General features: G+C 69.0%; 19 protein-coding genes and 2 pseudogenes. 10 read left to right on the forward strand and 11 right to left on the reverse strand.

Features of this window, described 5'->3' with window-relative positions:
* Positions 1 to 15: 15 nt before the first annotated feature.
* From G9373_RS41775 to G9373_RS41805, 7 genes are all read right to left on the reverse strand, one after another.
* Positions 16 to 837, reverse strand: a complete 822-nt coding sequence (locus tag G9373_RS41775; RefSeq protein ID WP_167120811.1) for a F510_1955 family glycosylhydrolase — start codon at positions 835 to 837, stop codon at positions 16 to 18.
* A 98-nt stretch (positions 838 to 935) separates the two neighbouring features.
* Entirely contained in the window at positions 936 to 2,480 is a 1,545-nt protein-coding gene (locus G9373_RS41780; protein WP_133987587.1) for a multicopper oxidase family protein, read from the reverse strand.
* Between the two features lie 124 nt (positions 2,481 to 2,604).
* A complete protein-coding gene (locus G9373_RS41785; RefSeq protein ID WP_167120813.1) occupies positions 2,605 to 3,894 on the reverse strand; it encodes an MFS transporter in 1,290 nt (429 codons plus the stop codon).
* Entirely contained in the window at positions 3,891 to 5,006 is a 1,116-nt protein-coding gene (locus tag G9373_RS41790; RefSeq protein WP_133987585.1) for a PLP-dependent cysteine synthase family protein, read from the reverse strand. Before G9373_RS41790 ends, G9373_RS41785 begins: the two co-directional genes overlap by 4 nt.
* A gap of 106 nt (positions 5,007 to 5,112) precedes the next feature.
* Complete coding sequence (locus G9373_RS41795) at positions 5,113 to 5,508, reverse strand: hypothetical protein (RefSeq protein WP_133987584.1); 396 nt, start codon at positions 5,506 to 5,508, stop codon at positions 5,113 to 5,115.
* 26 nt (positions 5,509 to 5,534) lie between these two features.
* Entirely contained in the window at positions 5,535 to 6,368 is an 834-nt protein-coding gene (locus tag G9373_RS41800; RefSeq protein ID WP_269591524.1) for a M56 family metallopeptidase, read from the reverse strand.
* A gap of 223 nt (positions 6,369 to 6,591) precedes the next feature.
* A complete protein-coding gene (locus G9373_RS41805; protein ID WP_133987583.1) occupies positions 6,592 to 6,972 on the reverse strand; it encodes a BlaI/MecI/CopY family transcriptional regulator in 381 nt (126 codons plus the stop codon).
* Positions 6,973 to 7,368: 396 nt separating this feature from the next.
* Here G9373_RS41805 and G9373_RS47230 point away from each other — a divergent pair, with 396 nt between their 5' ends.
* From G9373_RS47230 to G9373_RS41820, 4 genes and pseudogenes are all read left to right on the forward strand, one after another.
* The gene (locus tag G9373_RS47230; RefSeq protein WP_346842915.1) at positions 7,369 to 7,893 is read left to right on the forward strand and encodes a TlpA disulfide reductase family protein; all 525 of its coding nucleotides are present in this window, start codon (positions 7,369 to 7,371) and stop codon (positions 7,891 to 7,893) included.
* Positions 7,890 to 7,988: pseudogene (locus G9373_RS47235) on the forward strand (cytochrome c biogenesis protein CcdA); the annotation flags it as partial. The gene G9373_RS47230 and the pseudogene G9373_RS47235, both read left to right, overlap by 4 nt.
* A 153-nt stretch (positions 7,989 to 8,141) precedes the next feature.
* Entirely contained in the window at positions 8,142 to 9,404 is a 1,263-nt protein-coding gene (locus tag G9373_RS41815) for a peptidoglycan DD-metalloendopeptidase family protein (protein ID WP_133988066.1), read from the forward strand.
* A 101-nt stretch (positions 9,405 to 9,505) separates the two neighbouring features.
* Positions 9,506 to 9,946: pseudogene (locus G9373_RS41820) on the forward strand (SRPBCC family protein).
* 126 nt (positions 9,947 to 10,072) lie between these two features.
* Here the strand turns inward: G9373_RS41820 and G9373_RS48420 are convergent.
* Complete coding sequence (locus G9373_RS48420; protein ID WP_332113151.1) at positions 10,073 to 10,405, reverse strand: hypothetical protein; 333 nt, start codon at positions 10,403 to 10,405, stop codon at positions 10,073 to 10,075.
* 16 nt (positions 10,406 to 10,421) lie between these two features.
* On the opposite strand from G9373_RS48420, the gene G9373_RS48425 reads away from it, so the two are divergent.
* Positions 10,422 to 10,631 (forward strand): hypothetical protein, encoded by a 210-nt coding sequence (locus G9373_RS48425; protein WP_332113152.1) that lies wholly within the window; start codon positions 10,422 to 10,424, stop codon positions 10,629 to 10,631.
* 388 nt (positions 10,632 to 11,019) lie between these two features.
* Here the strand turns inward: G9373_RS48425 and G9373_RS47245 are convergent, their stop codons facing one another.
* On the reverse strand, positions 11,020 to 11,256 hold the full coding sequence (locus G9373_RS47245; protein WP_332113153.1) for a class I SAM-dependent methyltransferase: 237 nt from the start codon (positions 11,254 to 11,256) through the stop codon (positions 11,020 to 11,022).
* Between the two features lie 297 nt (positions 11,257 to 11,553).
* Between G9373_RS47245 and G9373_RS41835 the strand changes: the two genes are divergently transcribed.
* Positions 11,554 to 11,880, forward strand: a complete 327-nt coding sequence (locus G9373_RS41835) for a MerR family DNA-binding protein (RefSeq protein WP_346842916.1) — start codon at positions 11,554 to 11,556, stop codon at positions 11,878 to 11,880.
* A 61-nt stretch (positions 11,881 to 11,941) separates the two neighbouring features.
* Here G9373_RS41835 and G9373_RS41840 read toward each other — a convergent pair whose 3' ends face one another.
* A complete protein-coding gene (locus G9373_RS41840; RefSeq protein ID WP_133987582.1) occupies positions 11,942 to 12,598 on the reverse strand; it encodes a class I SAM-dependent methyltransferase in 657 nt (218 codons plus the stop codon).
* A gap of 512 nt (positions 12,599 to 13,110) precedes the next feature.
* Here G9373_RS41840 and G9373_RS41845 point away from each other — a divergent pair.
* Together G9373_RS41845 and G9373_RS41850 are read left to right on the forward strand one after the other, a co-directional pair.
* Positions 13,111 to 13,779 carry an ABC transporter ATP-binding protein gene (locus G9373_RS41845; protein ID WP_167120816.1) on the forward strand — a complete coding sequence of 223 codons (669 nt, stop codon included), beginning with the start codon at positions 13,111 to 13,113 and terminating at the stop codon, positions 13,777 to 13,779.
* Complete coding sequence (locus G9373_RS41850) at positions 13,776 to 15,320, forward strand: ABC transporter permease (RefSeq protein WP_167120818.1); 1,545 nt, start codon at positions 13,776 to 13,778, stop codon at positions 15,318 to 15,320. The genes G9373_RS41845 and G9373_RS41850 overlap by 4 nt, the downstream gene beginning before the upstream one ends.
* A gap of 326 nt (positions 15,321 to 15,646) precedes the next feature.
* On the opposite strand, the gene G9373_RS47250 is transcribed toward G9373_RS41850, so the two are convergent.
* Entirely contained in the window at positions 15,647 to 15,784 is a 138-nt protein-coding gene (locus G9373_RS47250; protein WP_240961051.1) for a hypothetical protein, read from the reverse strand.
* Positions 15,785 to 15,790: 6 nt separating this feature from the next.
* On the opposite strand from G9373_RS47250, the gene G9373_RS47255 reads away from it, so the two are divergent.
* Both G9373_RS47255 and G9373_RS41860 read left to right on the forward strand, forming a co-directional pair.
* Positions 15,791 to 15,940 (forward strand): hypothetical protein, encoded by a 150-nt coding sequence (locus G9373_RS47255; protein WP_240961052.1) that lies wholly within the window; start codon positions 15,791 to 15,793, stop codon positions 15,938 to 15,940.
* Positions 15,941 to 16,052: 112 nt separating this feature from the next.
* Positions 16,053 to 18,454, forward strand: a 2,402-nt coding sequence (locus G9373_RS41860; protein WP_167120822.1) for a heavy metal translocating P-type ATPase, incomplete at its 3' end; no start/stop codon positions are given.

An 18,454-nucleotide genomic window follows, 5' to 3' on the forward strand; every position in this document is an offset into this window, starting at 1 on the left:
GGGTGGGCATGGCCGTCAGTTCAGGGTGTAGAGCGCCTGGGGGGTGGCGGCGTAGGCGGTGTCGTAGTCGGCTGCGGTCAGCGCGTCGACGGTGCCGACCCGGGAGCGTTTCTGCCAGTCCTGCCCGTCTCTGCTGCGCCAGGCGTACCCGTCCTCGTCGATTCCCCACAGGGCATCGCCGGCGCCGGCGATCATCAGCAGGCGGGGGGCGCCCGGCACGGGCGAGAACGTGCGGGCGCCGGTGGTGCTGTGTTCCAGACCCGCCGGTGTCACCGCCCACACCCCGGAGTTGGTGATCGCCAGCGCGGGGGCGACCAGCCTCGCGCCCGGTGCCCAGGTGGTGCCGCTGTCGGTGGAGACGAGCAGCCCGTCGGTGCCGTCGAAGCCCACGAGGACGCGTCCGTCCGTGGCGAGGGCATGAAAATCGACCTGTCCCGCCAAGGAGCGGTCCATCCAGCTCGTGCCGCCGTCGGTGCTGCTGCGCAGCCCCAGCGGGTTCGCGGCGAAACTGGAAGCGCTGGGGTGTCCGGAGGCGAAGACGATGTCAGTGTTCGGTACGCCGGTCAGGCCCATGAAGTCGTCGTCGGAGGCGCCCACGCGGGACGTCGCACCGGAGGGGTCGATGGTGAAGATGCCGGTGTGGGTGCCGGCCAGCACGGTGCCGTCCGCGCCCACGTGCAGTCCGTGCAGATGAGTCAGTTCGGAACGCAACTCCACCGCCGGAACGGCGGCGTCGGGTGTGGTGGGCTCGTCGGTTTGCGAGGAGCAGCCGGCAAGGACGAGCAGGGCGGCGATGCCGGTGGGCAGCAGGGTGCGGGCGATCCGATTGATAGGCATAGGGGGTCTCGTTCTGTGCTCGGCGGGATGAGTACAGGGGCGTTCGCATCGAAGCGTGCCGCCCCGGGGTACTGGGGTGGAGAGCGTTGCGGCGGAGGTTATTCGGTGTAGGACAGGGTGGTCATCATCCCGGCCTCACCGTGATACAGGTTGTGGCAGTGCACCAGCCACTGGCCTGGGTTGTTCGCGTCGAGGTCCACCTTGACGGTCTGGTTCGGCAGCACCAACGTGGTGTCCTTGCGGGGGCCGGTGCCCTGGCCGTCGACGACCTGGAAGGTGTGCCCGTGCAGGTGCATGGGGTGAAACATCATGGTCTGGTTGATAAACCGCAGCCGCACCCGCTGGCCCTGGGAGATCTCGAGCGGGGTGTGCTCGTCGTAGGTGGCGCCGTTGATCGTCCACCGGTACCCGGACATGTCCATGCCCAGCATCAGCTCGTGCACCCGGTCCGGGGCCCGGCGGTCGAGCCGGACATCCTCGCGGGCGCGTAGCGCCAGGCCGGTGATCGGGGGTGCGTCGAGCTCGGATGGCCGGATGGCCGGATCGGGTCGTTCACCGGCTCCGGTGCGGATCACGGCGAACCCCTGGCCCTGCTTGCCCTCGGCGGAGGCGACGAGGGGGAAGACGCCGTCGCCGAGGGTGACCATCGCGTCGAAGCGCTCACCCATGCCGATCAGCAGCGAGGATCCGGTGACCGGCTGCACCGGGTATCCGTCGCTGTGGGTGACGGTCAGCTGATGGCCGCCGACGGCGAGGCGGAACGCGGTGTCCGCCCCGGCATTGATGATTCGCAATCGCACGCGTTGACCGGGGCGGGCGCGCACCGTGAACGGGTCGGCGCCGAGGGTGCCGTTGATCAGGTAGTAGGGGTATTGCACGTCGCCGGTGTCGGCACCGAGCGGATTCGCCGGGTCGGTCTGGGCCGCCATGTCCATTCCGGACATGCCGCCGTGGCCTTCCATGCCGCTCATCATCGGCATCCCGCTGCGGCGCAGGGTATCGAGTTGCTGGTCCGGGCTGCCGCCGGCCACCCCGTCGAGCCAGTCGTCGAGGACCAGGACGGCCTCGAGGTCGTAATCGGTGCCCTCGGCGGGATCTTCGACGATGACCGGGGCGTAGAGGCCCCGGTCGAACTGCATCCCGACATGGGGGTGGAGCCAGTGGGTACCGGCGTCGGGGGCGAGGAATTCGTAGGTGAACGGGCTGTGGGGGGCGATGGCGGACTGGGTCAGCCCGGGCACCCCGTCCATGTCGTTGCGCAGCGCGACGCCGTGCCAGTGGATGGTCGACTCGGCCGGGAGTTCGTTGCTCAGTTCGGCGCGGAGCAGATCCCCACGGCGCAGCCGGATTTCCCGGCCGGGAATCCGGTCGTTGTAGGCCCAGGTATCGACCTGGACACCGCCCAGATCGATCCGGGTAAGGCCGGCTTTCAGCGACGCCGTGACCGTGTTCCCGGTCCCGATGTTGGTTCGGCGGACCTGCTCCGCCGCCTTCACGGCCGTCGAGTCGGGGCCGACGTACGTGGTCGCCGGTGCGGTGCCGCCGCTGCTGCACGCGGTCACCGTCGCGGCCGCCCCCAGACCGGCCAGCGCCAGAAAGTTCCGGCGCGACAGGCGGGCGCCGCCGGGAAACTGCTCGATCATCCGCAACTCCTCTTTCGGGCGCCGATCACGGCCCAGTGGGTACGCCCCGAGAACCCCACCCAATCTACGTAGTTACATAGTAGATGGGGTGGGGTGGGCACCTGACCAGCACGTTGACCGGGACCTAGCCGGCGGCCGGTACCTCGTCGTCCTCGGGTACCGCCTTCTCGGCAGGGGGTGGGGAGAGCCGGTCGGACCGGTCGAGCAGATACAGGGCACCCACACACACCGCCCCGACGACGGTCAGCGCCACCCAGATCAGCGCACCCAGATCAGCGTCGCGCAGGATCCCGAAGACGGCGCCGGTGCCCAGGTTGCCGAGCAGAATGCCGGTCCCGACGACCGTGTTGTAGAAGCCGTAGTGGGTGGCGACCAGCCTGCCACCGGACAGGGCGACAACGGTGTCCATCTCGAACGGAAACACCGCGGCGGTACCGACCGCCAACAGCGCCGCGGTCAGCACCAGGGCACCGGCGGCGGTCCACCCGCCCAGCGCGGCCGAACTCGGCACCGCGATCAGCGGCAGGAACGCCGCCGCCATGACCGCCATCCCGACGACCAGGGACCGCCCTGAACCCCACCGGCGAGAGAACCAGGAGGTGATCCGCAGCTGTCCGGCGATCGCCACCACCCCCGACACCACGAACAGCGAGGTCACCAGCGCGGTGTCGGAGCGGTCGTCACCGACCACCACCGCCGCCTGCAGGGGCAGCGCCAGATAGATCTGGAACGAGAGCACATAGGACCCGATCATCGCCACTCCGAACAGCACGAAGGGCCGGTTGGCCACCACTACACGCCAGTCCTCGAGCACCGAGGTCTTGGCCGCGGCCGTCTCGGCCCGATGCGCGGGCAGCGCCCAGATCTGCACGATCGTCAGCACAGCGAAGACCGCGGCCGCCGCCAGCGAGGTGACCCGGAAATCGAGGGTGGTCAGGGCGAGCCCGACCAGGGGGCCGAGCAGAATGCCGGCTTGATAGAAGACGTTGAAGGTGGCGAACGCCTCGACTCGCCTGGGCCCGGCGTCGGCGGCCAGATAGGCCCGCACGGCCGGGTTGAACAGTGCACCGGCGAACCCGGTGGCGACCGACGCGAGCAGGATCGCCGGCAGTGATTCCACGGCCGCGAGCAGGACGAAACCGGCGACCCGCAGCAGGCAGCCGGCGACGATGAGCGGTTTGTAGCCGAGGCGGTCGGCGAGGGTGCCGCCGAGGAGGAACATCCCCTGCTGAGAGAAGTTCCGCATGCCCAGCACCAGCCCGACCGCCCACGCCGCCAACCCCAGGGGGCCGGCCAGGTATCCGGCCAGATACGGCATCAGCATGTAGAAGCCGACGTTGATGGAGAACTGGTTGACCATCAGCACCTGGCTGGGTCGGTCGAAGCTGCGGAACTGGGTCAGAAGGTTCTTCATGAAGCGCTCTCGGTGGGGTCGATTACGGTGGCGCACCGGGTCCAGGACGAGGCGACGTGGTCGGTCGGGTGGTCGATGGTCGCCGGTTCGGTGGGCGGGTTGGCGTCGAGCAGGTCGTGCTCGGCGCAGTAGTCGTCGTTGTAGATGGTGTCGAAGTAGCGCTGCGGGCCGTCCGGGAAGATGGCCGCGACCCGGGTCTCCGGCGGGCTGGTGCGGGCGATCCAGCCCGCCGTCAGGGCGACGGCACCGACGCTCCAGCCGCCGCTGGCGTGGTGCGTGGCCGCCAGGGTCCGGCAGGACCAGACCGCTTCGTGCGGGGCCACCCAGTGCACCTCGTCGAAGGCGGGGTAGTCGATGTTGTCGGGATAGATGCTCGAGCCCAGCCCACGCATGAGCCGGGTACTGGCCGGTTGCCCGAAGATGGTCGATCCGACGGTGTCGACGCCGACCAGTTTCAGGTCGGGGCAGAACCGGCGCAGCACGCGGGCGACGCCGGCGGAGTGTCCGCCGGTGCCCACCGAGCAGACCAGGGTGTCGACGCGGCCGAGCTGGGCGATCAGTTCGAGGGCGAGTGACTCGTACGCGTCGACGTTGTCCGGGTTGGTGTACTGATCCGGGCACCACGACCCCGGATGGGCGCCCAGGAGTTCGCGAACCTTCTCCCGCCGGGCCTGCTGCCAGCCCCCGGTGGGATGCGGTGTGGTGACCAACTCGACGTGGGCGCCGTAGGCGGCGAGCATGTTGTGCACGATCGGCTCCAGGCCGGGGTCGGTGACCAGGGTGACGGGATGGTGATGGGTGATCCCCGCCAGGGCCAGACCCAACCCGAGGGTTCCGCTGGTGGATTCGATGATCATCGCCCCGGGCGCGAGGTCGCCGCGCGCCTTGGCTTTCTCGACCATGTGCAGGGCCGGGCGGTCCTTCATCCCGCCGGGGTTGGAGCCTTCGAGTTTGGCCCAGAAGCCCCGGCCGGTGTCAGCGAACGGTTCCCCGATCCACAGAACGGGGGTGTTGCCGACCATGGTGCTCGGCTGCGGGCAACGGTGGGCGGTGGTGAGCAGGTGGGCGGCGGAGGGCGGTGGAACGAGTGTGGAGGGAACAGCACTGTTCATGATGAGTAAATCCCTGTATCTGACTGCAACGACGGCAGTAGGCGAGTGATGGGCAGCATGAGCTGGGCCATGAGGAGAAGTCCTCAGATGGCCTGCGGGCTGCCGATCAGCACCTGTTGATACAGAGTTCGTTCAAGACGGTCCGGCCGTGCCGGATGGGAATGGGAAGATCCGGCGGGGCCCGCGGCGTGCGCGGCGCCGACATCAGCACCAGCACCACAGCCAGGGCCATCGCGACGACCGCGGCGACGGTCAGCGGGCGGAGCGGATTGTCGGATCGGGGCATGGCGACGACGGTGTGCGCCTCATGCGACAGGTGGGTCGATCCGTCGTCGATGTGCGGGTGCCCGGGAGCCGATTCCTCGGCCGGCAGCGAGGTCGACGGGGTGACGTGGGCGTGCACGTCGTCGCCCCGGTGATCGTGGGCGAGGAAGATGCCGCACTGGGCGATCGTGTGCGCGAGTAAATACAGGGCAGCGGCGACTGCAATGACCGTCCGCATACGCGGGGGGCGTATCGCAAGGGCCGTCACAATTTCCCGACTGTAGCAGCCGTGACCTGGGCGTTGGTCCAGATAACCGGGGGGTGCGTGGGTATGCGGTGTCGATTCCCGCAGGTCACCAGGCCATCGGCAGGCACCACATCGTTCCGGTCACCTCGAGCACGGACAGCGCGAGCGGGGCGGCGGTCAGCACGGCAGCCACGGCCGCCGACAACACCCGCACCCGCACCTTCGCGGACCGTGGCGGACCGTGGCGGCGGGGACGCCAGTCGTCCGGCCCGGTCCAGAAGGGCGATGTTTCCGGCGCCGAGGGCGCCGTCGGGGACCTGGGCCGGAGCGCTCAACGCGAGCAGCCCCGAGAGCAGGGTTCGCGAGCCGTGCGCACGGGCGGCACGGTCGTCCGCGCACATCTCCAGCAGGCGAGCCACCTGCACCGCGCCGGCGGTGAACAGGATGATGCCGGGCAGGGAGGTGGCCAGCACCCGCAGGACGGCGAGTGTCGGCGCGTGGTGTCCGGCCGAATGGGCACGTTCGCGGGCGAGGACGGCCTGGATCTGCCGGTCATCGAGGGCAGCGAGGGCGGCGGTGGTGATCACCACGGCGTGCGGGCGACCGGCGGCGCAGTAGGCGGCGCGCTCGGGATTGTCGATGACCACGGCATCGATGCCGCGCACCCGGCGGCCGATGAGACGGGCCCGGCGGGCGTGTCCGTGGGTTCGCCGCCGCAGCCGCACCAGTCCGACCGCGAGTCGGCAACTGATCCACGCGGTGGCCGACACCGCCGCCGCGGCCGCGGCGACTCCGGCCATCTCGTACGTGGTGTCGGCACCCCGAGCGTTTCCTGCAGCCGGGCCAGGCACACACCGAGCATCGACCCGCCGGGCACAGTCCGAGACCGGAGGAGGTCGACCACCACCAGCAGTGCGGCCATCGCCCACGAGAGCACCACGCTGCCGATGGCCGCCGTCCAGGCGATCGCGCCCAGTCGCGGGGCGTGACCATCGTGGGTGAGACGCCGCAGCACCGGGGGGCCGAGAACGGCAACGAGCCCGCTGAACAGCAGGAAACACGCCGCCGCGCTCATCACTGGGCGGCGTCCTCGTCGGTAGCCATCCGTTGCAAGGCAACCCGAAGGCCGGCGGCCTCCTCCTCGCTCAACTGCTCGAAAAAGTGGGTCAAGACCACATCGGACCTACCGCCGGAGTGGAAGGCCTCCCGCATCAGCCGGGCACTGTGCTCCTCCCTGGTCAGGGTGGGCCAGTACCGGAATGCCTTGCCGCTGCGCTCACGCTCGAGCCATCCCTTGCGGTGCAGGTTGTCCATCGTCGACATCACGGTGGTGTACGCGATCTCCCGGCCCCGGGCCATGTCGTCGAACACCTCACGAACCGTGGTCGATCCCTCTCGATCCCACAGCCGTTCCATCACCACCGCTTCGAGTTCTCCGAACCCGCGCACCCGCATCGCGCCCTCCCACCGTCTTCGTCGTCCCAGCGTACGACGTCCCGGCCCGCATCCCGCCCCTCGGTCCAGCGTCCACCTGCGGCAACGTCTCAGAACGCACTTTATCTACTATCTACGTACGTAATACGTATATTGGTTCGAGAACTGACACATCCGAAGGGGAGCGGAACCACGACATGGGTGACCCCGTACCGGTCGGAATTCCCTGGTTTGTGCCGGTTTCTGGCTGTCATCGTGTGCTGATCGTGGCCCTCTGGCCGCGACATACTCAGCAGGGTCCCGCTGCCGGGCTACCCGTCGCCACCGCGACGGGCCGCGGAAGCGACCAGGTCGAACTGGGCCGACTCGCCGCCGCAGCAGCGCTACAGCCGTGTCCGACCGCAAAAGGCGGCGGCCGTGTCCGAGACCGTCGCCATCGGAGCGCTGGGAGGAATCACCGCCAGCTACCTCGGATCGACCACCGAGGTCGATCTCGGTGCCGCCCTGGGCGGCGAGCCGACCTTGATCAATGTATGGGCCTCCTGGTGTGGGCCCTGCCGGGAGGAGATCCCCGTCCTCGAGGCCTACGCACACACCCCGGACGCGATCCGTGTGGTCGGCATCGATGTCGAAGACAGCTCCACCGCCGCGCTTGCGTTACTCACCGAATTGGGGGCGCACTATCCGTCCTTCGGTGACACCGATGCCGCCGCCATCCGCGGCGCCCTCACCGCGCCGTCGGTGCTGCCGCTGAGTTTCCTGCTGCGCCCGGGTGGCTCGATTCCGCGCATCACCCACGCCCGCGACCTTCGGCGACCCCGCCCAGATCCACCGAGCTGTCAGCGATGCCATGACCACACCGACGCCGCAGCGGCGCACGGTTCGCCGGAGAGCAGTCCCCGCCGCCGTCTGCGCAGCTCTGCTCACCGCGGCTGGCTGTAGCCCTGGCGATCGGGCTCGCCCTGCTCACCGGACCTTGGGGGGTGTTCGTCGCCTGGATCCGGGACGAGTTCGTCACCACCGTCGTCCTCCCCATCCGACACGATGGGAACCGTGAGAAACAAGTGAATAGCGGCACAGAAGTGAAGGAAGTGTATTAGCGTTACGGCGTGTCGTCTTGACTTGTCGCGCCGGTCCAGTATTTGCCTCACCGCCGAATATCCGGCGTGACTGCTCAGAAGGGACCTGCGATGCGCGGCATCACCACAGCGACGCTGACCGCCTGCACGAGAAGACTGCCCACCCTCGCGCTGGGTGCCTCGACGGCAGTGGCCCTCGTGGTCATCGCGGCCCCGCCCGCCTCGGCCGCCCACGGGGCCGATCATGCGGATTCGCCGACTGTGCTCGCCGCGGCGCTGGCCGATGCGGTCACCATGGTCGCCGATGCGGCGCAGCCGGACGTGGTGGTGGTCGATCCCAGCCGCTGGCAGACCGTCGCGAACATCGCGGCCGCCAGCCTGCGAAACGCCGAGGCCAACGGCTCGCTCGCCGACGTCTTCGAGGCCCAGCACCTGCTGGCCGGATGCCTGAGCGGATTTGCCGCTGCCGGGTCCGCCGGTTCCGATGTGCTCGGTGCCTGCGCCGACGAGCTCGCCGCCGTCGACGGCGGCATAGCTCCGAGGTTGTTCGCCGCACTCGAACTCGGCGACGTCTCCGAATCCGCCGGCCCTGGGATCTTCGACCACACGACCGAGCCGGCCGAGGCTGCGGCGTCACCCGAATCGGAGCCAGCCGAGGCCACCGCTCCGAACCCGGACGAGGACAAAGACGGCGCCACCGCCGGCACCGGTTCCGGAACCGGTGATGCCGGGGGCGCCACCGATCCGCAAAGCGAGGACCCCGACCATTCCGCCGGAACCCCGGCCCCCTCACCCGAGGCGGACACCGGCGACGACGACACCGCGGCCGTGGACGGAACCCATACTCACGACGGCACCGACACCGCCGATACCGATACCGCCGACGACGTGACCGGTGAGAAAGAGGCCGGTGAACAAGAGAGCGAGGACGCCGCGACCGCGGCCCCGCAGCAGCCACGCACCTGGAATCGCCCCGGGACCAAAGAATTCGTGGCACCCAGCGCGGGCACCGTCACCGCCACCATGGGGGATGGACGTGGACACGAAGGCATCGACATCGCCAACACCCTCGGCGCGCCGATCGTCGCTGTCGCCGACGGCGAGGTCATCGACGCCGGCCCCGCCCAAGGGTTCGGACTGTGGGTCCGTATCCGGCACGACGACGGCAGCATCACCACCTACGGGCACAACAACGACAACCTGGTCGAGGTGGGAGAGCGGGTCAAGGCTGGACAGCAGATCGCCACCGTCGGCAACCGCGGCAATTCCACCGGCCCGCACCTGCACTTCGAAATCGAAGACCCGGACGGGGAAATCGTGGACCCCGTCAAGTGGCTGGCCAAACGCGGAGCCTCCATTGTCGGACTCGACTGATCTGACTGCTCTTCCCCGTCCCCCGCGCGGTCAGGGGGACAGTCGGCGACAGACCTCCTGCAGTCGCACACAGCAGCGGTGGAAAGGGACGGTGGTCGGTGATGATCGACGTCGAGGACAGCATCGTCATCAACCGCCCCATCGGTGAGGTCTTCGCCTTCGTCGCCGACCAGACCAACGCACCCCGCTGGCAGAACGGACTCGAACAGGTCCGTCGGACCACCGACGGACCACCCGGGTGGGCACCAAACATGTTGTCGTCCGCAAGTTTCTGGGGCGGAGGCTGGAACTGATCAAACGAATACGCCCGCTACGAGCCGAACGCGGAGATCGCCTTCACCGGTGCGTCCGGGCCAGGCCGCTTCGAGGTGACGTACCGGACCGAGGAGACCGCCGAGGGAACCCGGGTGAGCTGCCACATGCGGATGGAGCAGAAGGGGCTGTTCGCCCTCGGTGACCGGGTGGTCGCGGCGAGCCTGCGGCGGGACTTCGCCGCCAACCTCCGAAACCTCAAGGCATTGCTCGAAACCCGCGCAGAGTAACCGCCGACCGGCCGCGACTTACGTCGACATACTGGGCACCGCCCGATTTCAGCGATCTCCGGTACCCGTATCTGGTCAGTCCGCGCGGCTGTACACCGCCAGCACCAGCGCGGCGAGCACCACGAATCAGGACGGCGGTGGCATGCACGAGGTGGGTCGGGTCCCGCAGCAGATCCCGGTCGGCCTGCGACCAGCGCGGCTGCGCCGCGACGGTCGCGGCGTGGTCGATCGAGCGGGTGTAGAGCACCACACCACGGTGGCGGCCAGGTTCAGCAGCAGCTTGAACAGCACCCAGTAGTGGCGCAGCAAGCCCCACGCCGTGCCGAGCGAGCAGATCAACCTGGTGACCAGTGAGGCCAGCGCCAACGGCAGCAGCACCGCGTCGGCGAGCATCGCCATCACCTGATAGCCCCCGCGCACCTGGTCCGGATCGGCGCCGATCCGCGTGGCCGCGGCCACCACCGGGTACGTGACGATGGCGCGCGCCCAGCAACATTTGCACGAGTTCGTCCGCGACCTGCTCACCGACGCCGCGGAGACGGGCGAGGTCCGCGACGACGCCACCGCCGATGAGCTGAGCTGGTACGTGCTACACGCGGTCACCGCGGCCGAAGGACTCGACTCACCCGCCGCCGTGCACCGGCTCGTCGCGATCATCCTGGCCGGACTGCGGCCGCAGCGCTGACCGCGATCTCCGCACCCCGACCGCCGGTGGGGTGCGAGCTCAGGCCGTCCGGCGTGCGCGAGAAACAGCGGAATCGCCACGAAACCCCGGTCCGCCTGCCCGCGGCGAGTCTGGTCACCGATCCAGTCCTCGGCTTCCCCGGAGGTGATCGCGCCGACGGCAGAGGCGGCGTGGGCGATGCCGGTGAGCATCGGCAGCAGCGTGTGGTCGGTGAACACCCCGGTGTGGACTTCGATCTGGGGGTCGATGAAGCCGGTGTCGAGGAGGAGGTTGCGGTAACGGCGGGCCGCCCGCGGCGCGGCGACGGTGTCGGCACGGGCGTGGACGATGATGCGGGTGAGTTCGGGGTGATCGGAGTCGATGAAAAACCCGTCCCAGTCCTGCCCGATCAGAACAATGCGCCCGCCCGGGGCCAGCACCCGGTGCGCCTCGGTAAGCGCCGCAGTGGGATCGGGGATGTCGTGAAAGACCTTCTCCGCCCGGTAGCCCGCACCGAGTGATCGGCGAGCGGAAGCTCGGCTGCATCCGCCTTCTCGAATCGGGAATGCGGCCACCGGCTGCGGGCGAGGGTCAGCATGTGCTCGTCCAGGTCGATCCCGAGACCATCGAATCCCTGCTCGGCCATCTCGGCGACGGCGCGGCCGGCGCCGCAGCCCCTATCGAGGACCGTCACCCCCGGCGGGGCGGCCAAAAGTTCGATCGATCGTGCCCGCAGCGGCGCGGCACCAGGGTAGTTGTCGATGACGTCGAGGAGCGCGACCAGGGCCTCGGTGTCGGTGTCGGTGGAAGTGTCGGTGGTTGAAATGACAGCCAGCGTGCGACTTCATGTTGACATGAAGTCAAGCGAGGACGTCGGCTGGTGGAGCATCGGTGAGGTCTCCGAGCGGTTCGGGCTCGCCACGTACTGCGCCACTGGGAAACGGTGGGGTTGCTGCACCCGGCGAGAGAAGGCGGGTCGCGCCGCCGGTACGAGAAGTCGGATGTGTACGCGGTGGCGATGATCTTGCGCGCGAAGGAGGCCGGTTTCGGTCTCGACGACATCCGGGAGATGTTCGACACCGACGACCCGGTGAGGCGCAAAGCCATTCTCGGGCGACACCGCGATGCCCTCGCGGTGCGGATCGCGCAGGCACAAGCCTCGCTCGCCCTGATCGATTGCGCGCTCGACTGCGATCACGACGACATCGCGTCCTGTCCCCACTTCCACGCGGCGATCGACGCCCGGATCGGCGCGCTCACCCCGCTGTGACGTCGTCAGCGGCCAGGTCCACCGGTCGACCCACCCACCGTGACGGCCAGACCAATGGGGATCAGGGCCGGGTCGCGTGCACGTAGTGCAGCAGCGGTCGGCGGTCGCCGCTTCCGGTGATCTCGAATCCGGCGCCGCTGATCAGCCCGGCGAGTTCGTGGATCGGGTTGTGTTGCATGGCGTGCCCGCTGAGCATTCCGACGAGGCGGTTCGCGATGCGGCTGCGCGGTGGCCGGAAGTCCGCGATGAACAGCCGACCACCCGGCCGGAGCACCCGGAACGCCTCCCGCAGCGCGGTGGCCCTCAGCTCGGGTGGAATATGGTGCACGGCCAGGCTGGAGATCACCAGATCGATCGACGCGTCGTGCAGCGGCAGGGCTTCGGCGCCCGCGAGCCGGAATGTGCAGTGCGGTGGTGCGACGCGCCGGGCGTAATCGATGACCGGCGGCGACGGGTCGATCCCCACCACGCGCCCGCCCGGCAACACGGCGCGGGCCGCCCGGCGGGAGAAGTAGCCGGTGCCACAGCCGATGTCGAGCACCTCGTCGCCGGGCTGCGCCCCGGCGAGTGCCACCAGCCCGTCGAAGACCCGGCGGCGGAAACCACCGAATCCCACCGCGGAAAAGAACTCGTACAGTCGCGCCCGCCGAATCAGTCCTCCGCTCCCGTCGTCAGCATGACCATCGGGGCCGCCCAGCAGTTTCCGACCGAGTCCCATGCGAAGTCCTCCCTATGGTGAGTGACCGTCGAGGTGCGGATATCAGTGGCTGACCAGCCGCGCGGGGTCGAGGTCGAGTCGCCGCAGAAGCTGCGCAGTGAGCGCCACGCCGATCGTCGAGACCGACATGGCCGCAGCCCTTCCGCGGGCGTGACCCGGTTATGCGTCGGTTCGTTGCCGAGTGTCGGCGGCGAACCCCCGCAAATCGGTGAGGGTTTTGTGAAGATTCGTTGAAGAAGAGGACCGGTCGAGTGCGCCCGGAGCTGGCACGGTATTGAGTTGAGGAATCGGCGGGTCACAACCCGAGGAGAGTGTGCACCGATCAGGTGGCACTCGTTCGGGTGGGTGTCGTGCGGTGCGAAAGGGGTGGCACACCTCTACCTCGACGTCACGGTGTCTGATTCGACACCCCTCACCGCCGCTTTCTGGTGCCGGCCGCCGGTGCTGTGCACGCGCCGGACGCAGCGGCGCTGACGTCTAGATGACCACCCGCAAGTGTTCCGAGGAGCGAGATGAACAGTTCGGGGTCCGCGGAGTCGGCGCCGGTGAACGCGGTGCTGACCGCTGAAGGAATCGAGAAGAGCTTCCGGCAGGGATGGTGGCCGGCCCGCCGCGATTCCCCGGTACTGCGGGGCGTGGATCTCGTGCTGCAGCCGGGCGAGGTGGTCGGGCTGACCGGGGAGAACGGGTCGGGGAAGTCGACGTTGATGAAGATCCTCGTCGGAGAGTACCGGCCGGACGCCGGCACCGTGACCCGGTCGGGGCGGCTGGGCTACTGCCCGCAGCAGCCGGTGGTCTACGAGAGGTTGACCTGCGACGAACACTTCGAATTGTTCGGTTGCGCCTACCGGATGACCCCGAACGAGGAGCGGCGGTCCCGCCGGGGACTGTATGCGGCGCTCGGCTTCGAGCGCTACGCGGACACCCGCGCCGACCGGCTGTCCGGCGGTACCCTCGCGAAACTCAACCTCGGGTTGGCGATGCTCGCCGACCCAGAGGTGCTACTGCTCGACGAGCCGTACTCCGGATTCGACTGGGACACCTACCTGCGGTTCTGGGAACTGGTGGCACAGCGCCGGGAAACCGGCCACTCGGTGCTGATCATCAGCCACTTCGTCACCGACGAGCACCGATTCGACCGCATCGTCGACCTGCGCAACGGGATGGCGGCGGCGAGATGAGAGGCGAGAATCACCCGCCGGGGGCGCCGGGCGAGGTCGCGCTACTCGTCCACCGATTCCTGGTCGACTACGCCCGCAACCCGGTCAACATGCTGGTGCTGGTGCTGGTCCCGGTGGTGTTCGTGATCGTTGCGGCCGGGTCGATGGCCGATGCCGCGAAACTGCTCGGCGGCGCGGGCGGGCCCGCGGTGGAAACCGCGACCGCCGGCTGGGCGGCGGGATTCCTCGCCGGTATCGCCATGTTCTTCCAGATCAGCGCCGCCCGCGCGGCCGATCGGCGACTGGTGTCGGCGGGCCTTGCGCCGATGCGGTTGGTCGCAGCCCGGCTCGGGACCGGCCTGGTCCTGGGAGCGTTGGTCGCGGCGGCGGCGCTGCTCGCCTTGGCCGCGCGCACCGGCATCGGCGACCTCGGCCGGGCGATCGCCGGCACGCTGATGTTCGCGGTGATCTATCTGGCGATCGGCGCACTGGTGGGGGCGGTGGTGCGCAACCCGGTCAACGGCACCGTCCTCATCTTGTTCGTCTGGATTCTGGACGTCTTCTTCGGCCCCGCCGTCGGCTCCCCCGATCGCATCGAAACCCGGTGGTTCCCGACGCATTTCGTGACGTTGTGGATGGTGGATATTCCGTCCCGGCACGGTGGCCGGATAGGGGACCTGGGCTGGGCACTGGTGTGGATGTTCGCGGCGCTGATCGTCAGCACCGCTGTCATCACCGCCACCGTCGGTGTGTCCCGGCGGTCGCGGCGCCGCCCCCCAGCTGGATCCGGGTGGGGTCAGTTTTCTGCCGGACTGCGGATGGGTCTGCGGGACTACCGCCGCAACCCGGTGCTGTGGGTGCTGCTGGTGGTGGTCCCGATCGTGTTCATCGTGCTGGCCAAGGCGATGACGGCGCAGGAGTCCGGAGTGTTCTCCCTGGTCGAGAGGGGCAGAACAGTGATGCAAGTGTTCTGGTTGCCGGATGTGCACGCCGGGACGATGACCCCGATCGCGATCTCCTCGCTTGCGGCGTTGGCGGGGCTGTTCGTCGGGCTCGACGCGCGCGCAGGCGACCGGCGACTGGCCCTGGCCGGCTTCCCCTTCCCTCTCCTGCTCGCTGTCCGTGTGTCGATGATCGCGATCGCCGCGGGGCTGGTCACCGTCTCGTCGCTGATGATCACCGCCACGGTGTTCGATGCCCGGCAGTGGGGTGTCTACGGCGGCGGGAACCTGCTCATGGCCGTGACCTACGGGTTGCTCGGTTTCTGCCTGGGTCCGATCTTCGGGCGCGTGGGTGGGGTGTTCCTCGCCTTTCTGGTGCCCTTTCTCGACATCGGGATCGGCCAGAGTCCGATGCTGCGGCCCGAACCTGCGACCTGGGCACACGGCCTACCGGGATACGGGGCGATGCGGGTGTTGCTCGACGGCGGGCTGACCGCACGGTTCGACGAGGTCGGCCCACTGCTCGGAGCGTTGGTGTGGCTGCTCGCGCTCAGTGCGCTGGCGGGGTGGTTGTTCCACCGCACCCCTGCCACCCCCGTGCGTCCCCGCTTGGGCGAGTGATCCGGTAACGATCACGCCCGGCGAGCACATGACGACCCACATGACCGAGCCCGGTGATCGAGAACATGATCTCGAGTCGTCGACCACGCTCCGGTGAGCACGAACCATATACCCCATAGGGGGTACTGGTAATGGTTCTTGTCTCGTCGGCTGCGAAAAGCAAGGTCAGCCAGGCTGAAGGGGTTCACAGCCCGCCCTCTTCATCGAATCTTCATCAAATCACTAACCAAGGCATACCCGGTGGGGGCACTCTCGGACATGACCGGGCAGGTTGCGGCGAGCACGGCGAAACCGGTTGCGGCGGAAGCGAGGGAGCAGCCGCTGTATCAGAGGCTGGGCCGTGTCCCGGCTTCGTTGAAGGGCGGAACATCATGACGAACGAGGAGGGGCGGGCACCGTACGTCGGCGACGACGGAGACCGTGGGGTTGGTGAGGAACCACGGGGAGCCGGTGGCAGTCGTCATCGGTGGATGATGATCGCCTGCTGCATTCCGATGCTGATTGTCGCCGTCGCGCTGATCGCCAGCGGAACGGTGGGAATCGGGAGCCTGGTGTTCGCGCTGGCCTGCCTCGGGATGATGGCGGTGATGATGTTTTCGATGGGGGGACAACGGCATTGACTCCCGCCGTGGACGACGGTAATGGGTGCCCGCGCATTCGGACCGGAAGAAGGCGACATACCGAGCGGAGCGTCGGCCTCGGCGCCGCCACAACGAAGAGGTGCCAGCGCGAATGAACAGAACCACCGTCCTCGAGGTCAGCGGGGTGCACTGGGCGAGTTCGACGGCGACCGTCGAGGCCACCCTGCGCCGCCGACCGGGTGTCACCTCGGTGGAGGCGAATGCCGTCAACCAGACCGCCACCGTCATCTACGATCCCGGCCTCACGTCGGTGGTCGAACTGTCGAAGTGGGTGCGCGACTGCGGCTATCACTGCGCCGGGCGTTCGGTGCCCGATCACGTCTGTGACCCGATGTCCGAACCGGCCGCCGTGCGCGGCGAGGCAGGACACGCTCACCCCGTCCCGGAAGCTGCGACGCCGGCGGGGCCGGTCGGTCACGACATTCCCGCCGGGCAGGCGCCGGCGGGGCGGTCACCGCAGGAGTTGATGGGCCACGGCGGCGGTCATGCCGGGATGTCGATGGACGCCATGGTCCGCGACATGCGCAACCGTTTCCTGGTGGCGCTGGTGTTGTCGGTCCCGATCATGTTGTGGTCCCCGATGGGCCGCGACATGTTCGGGTTCATGGTCCCGGCACCGTTCGGGCTGCGCAACGACGTCTTCACGCTGCTGCTGAGCTTGCCGGTGGTGTTCTACTCGGCGTGGATCTTCTTCGACGGCGCCTACCGGGCGCTGAGGGCGCGCACCCTGGACATGATGGTGCTCGTGGCCGTCGCGGTCGGGGCCGGCTGGTTCTACAGCGTCGGGGTGACCCTGACCGGCGGCGGGGAGGTGTTCTACGAGGCCGCCACGATGCTGACCACCTTCGTGCTGCTCGGGCACTGGTTCGAGATGCGGGCCCGCGGCGGCGCGAACGACGCGATCCGCACCTTGCTCGAGCTCGCTCCGCCGCGGGCGGTGGTGCTGCGCGGCGGGCAGCCGGTCGAGATCCCCACCGCCGAGGTCACCGCGGGGGATCTGCTGCTCATTCGGCCGGGCGCGAAGATCCCGGTCGACGGCACGGTCGAGGACGGCCACTCCGAGGTCGACGAGTCCATGGTCACCGGGGAAAGCCTGCCCGTGACCAAAACGCCCGGCTCGCAGGTGATCGGTGCGTCGATCAACACCACCGGCACCCTGCGGGTGCGGGCCACCAAGGTTGGCTCCGACACCGTGCTCGCTCAGATCGTCGCCCTGGTGCAGCAGGCCCAGAACTCCAAGGCCCCCGGGCAACGCCTGGCCGATCGGGCCGCGTTCTGGCTGGTGTTGGTCGCGCTGATCGGCGGCATCGGCACCTTCCTGGTGTGGGTGCTGGTCGGGGAGAGTGTGCAGACGGCGCTGCTGTTCGCGATCACCGTCGTGGTCATCACCTGCCCCGACGCCCTGGGGTTGGCGACCCCGACCGCGGTCATGGTCGGCACCGGCCTCGGCGCCCAGCGGGGGGTGTTGTTCAAGAACGCCACCGCACTCGAGACGTCGGCGCGGATCGACACCGTGGTGATGGACAAGACCGGCACCCTGACCAAGGGCGAACCTGAGGTCACCGACGTGATCACCGGCGGCATCATCGAGGACGAGTTCCTCGCGCTCGTCGCCTCGGTCGAACGCGAATCCGAGCACCCGCTGGCCGGTGCGATCGTCCGTTACGCCACCGACCGCGGCATCCCGCAGTTGCCGCTGACCGGGTTCGAGAACGTGCCCGGACACGGGGCCACCGCCCAGGTGTACGGCCGCCGGGTCGCGGTCGGCAACCGCAAGCTGATGGCCGCCGAAAAGGTCGACTTCGGTGCCCTGATGGACCGGCGGGACGAGCTGGCCCGGGGCGGGCGGACCGCGGTGCTCGTGGCCGTCGACGGCCGCGGGGTCGGGGTGATCGCCTTGGCCGACGCCGCCCGGGACACCTCTGCCGCCGCCATGTCCGCCCTCCACGACCTCGGCGTCGGGGTGGTCATGCTCAGCGGCGACAACGAGGCCACCGCCGCGCGCATCGCCGGGCAACTGGGCATCGACACCGTGATCGCCGAGGTCCTGCCCGGGGACAAGGCCGCCAAGATCGCCGAACTGCAGCGCGCGGGCGAGACGGTCGCGATGGTCGGCGACGGCGTCAACGACGCCCCCGCCCTGGCCCAGGCGGACCTGGGCATCGCGATCGGTGCCGGCACCGACGTCGCGATCGAGACCGCCGATCTGGTGCTGATGCGCTCGGACCCGCTCGACGTGCCGATCGCCCTGCGGATCGGGCGCGGCACGCTGCGCAAGATGCGGCAGAACCTCGGCTGGGCCGTCGGCTACAACGTCATCGCGTTGCCGATCGCGGCCGGGGTCTTCGAACCCTCCCTGGGATTGGTGCTGCGCCCGGAGATCGCCGCCCTGTCGATGTCCGGGTCGAGCGTCATCGTGGCGGTCAACGCCCTGATGCTCAAACGGCTCGCGTTGCCCTCCCCACCCGAACCGCGGCTCACACAGCCCCTGCC

This window comes from Rhodococcus sp. A14 (assembly GCF_011603105.1).
Lineage (GTDB): Bacteria > Actinomycetota > Actinomycetes > Mycobacteriales > Mycobacteriaceae > Rhodococcus_F > Rhodococcus_F opacus.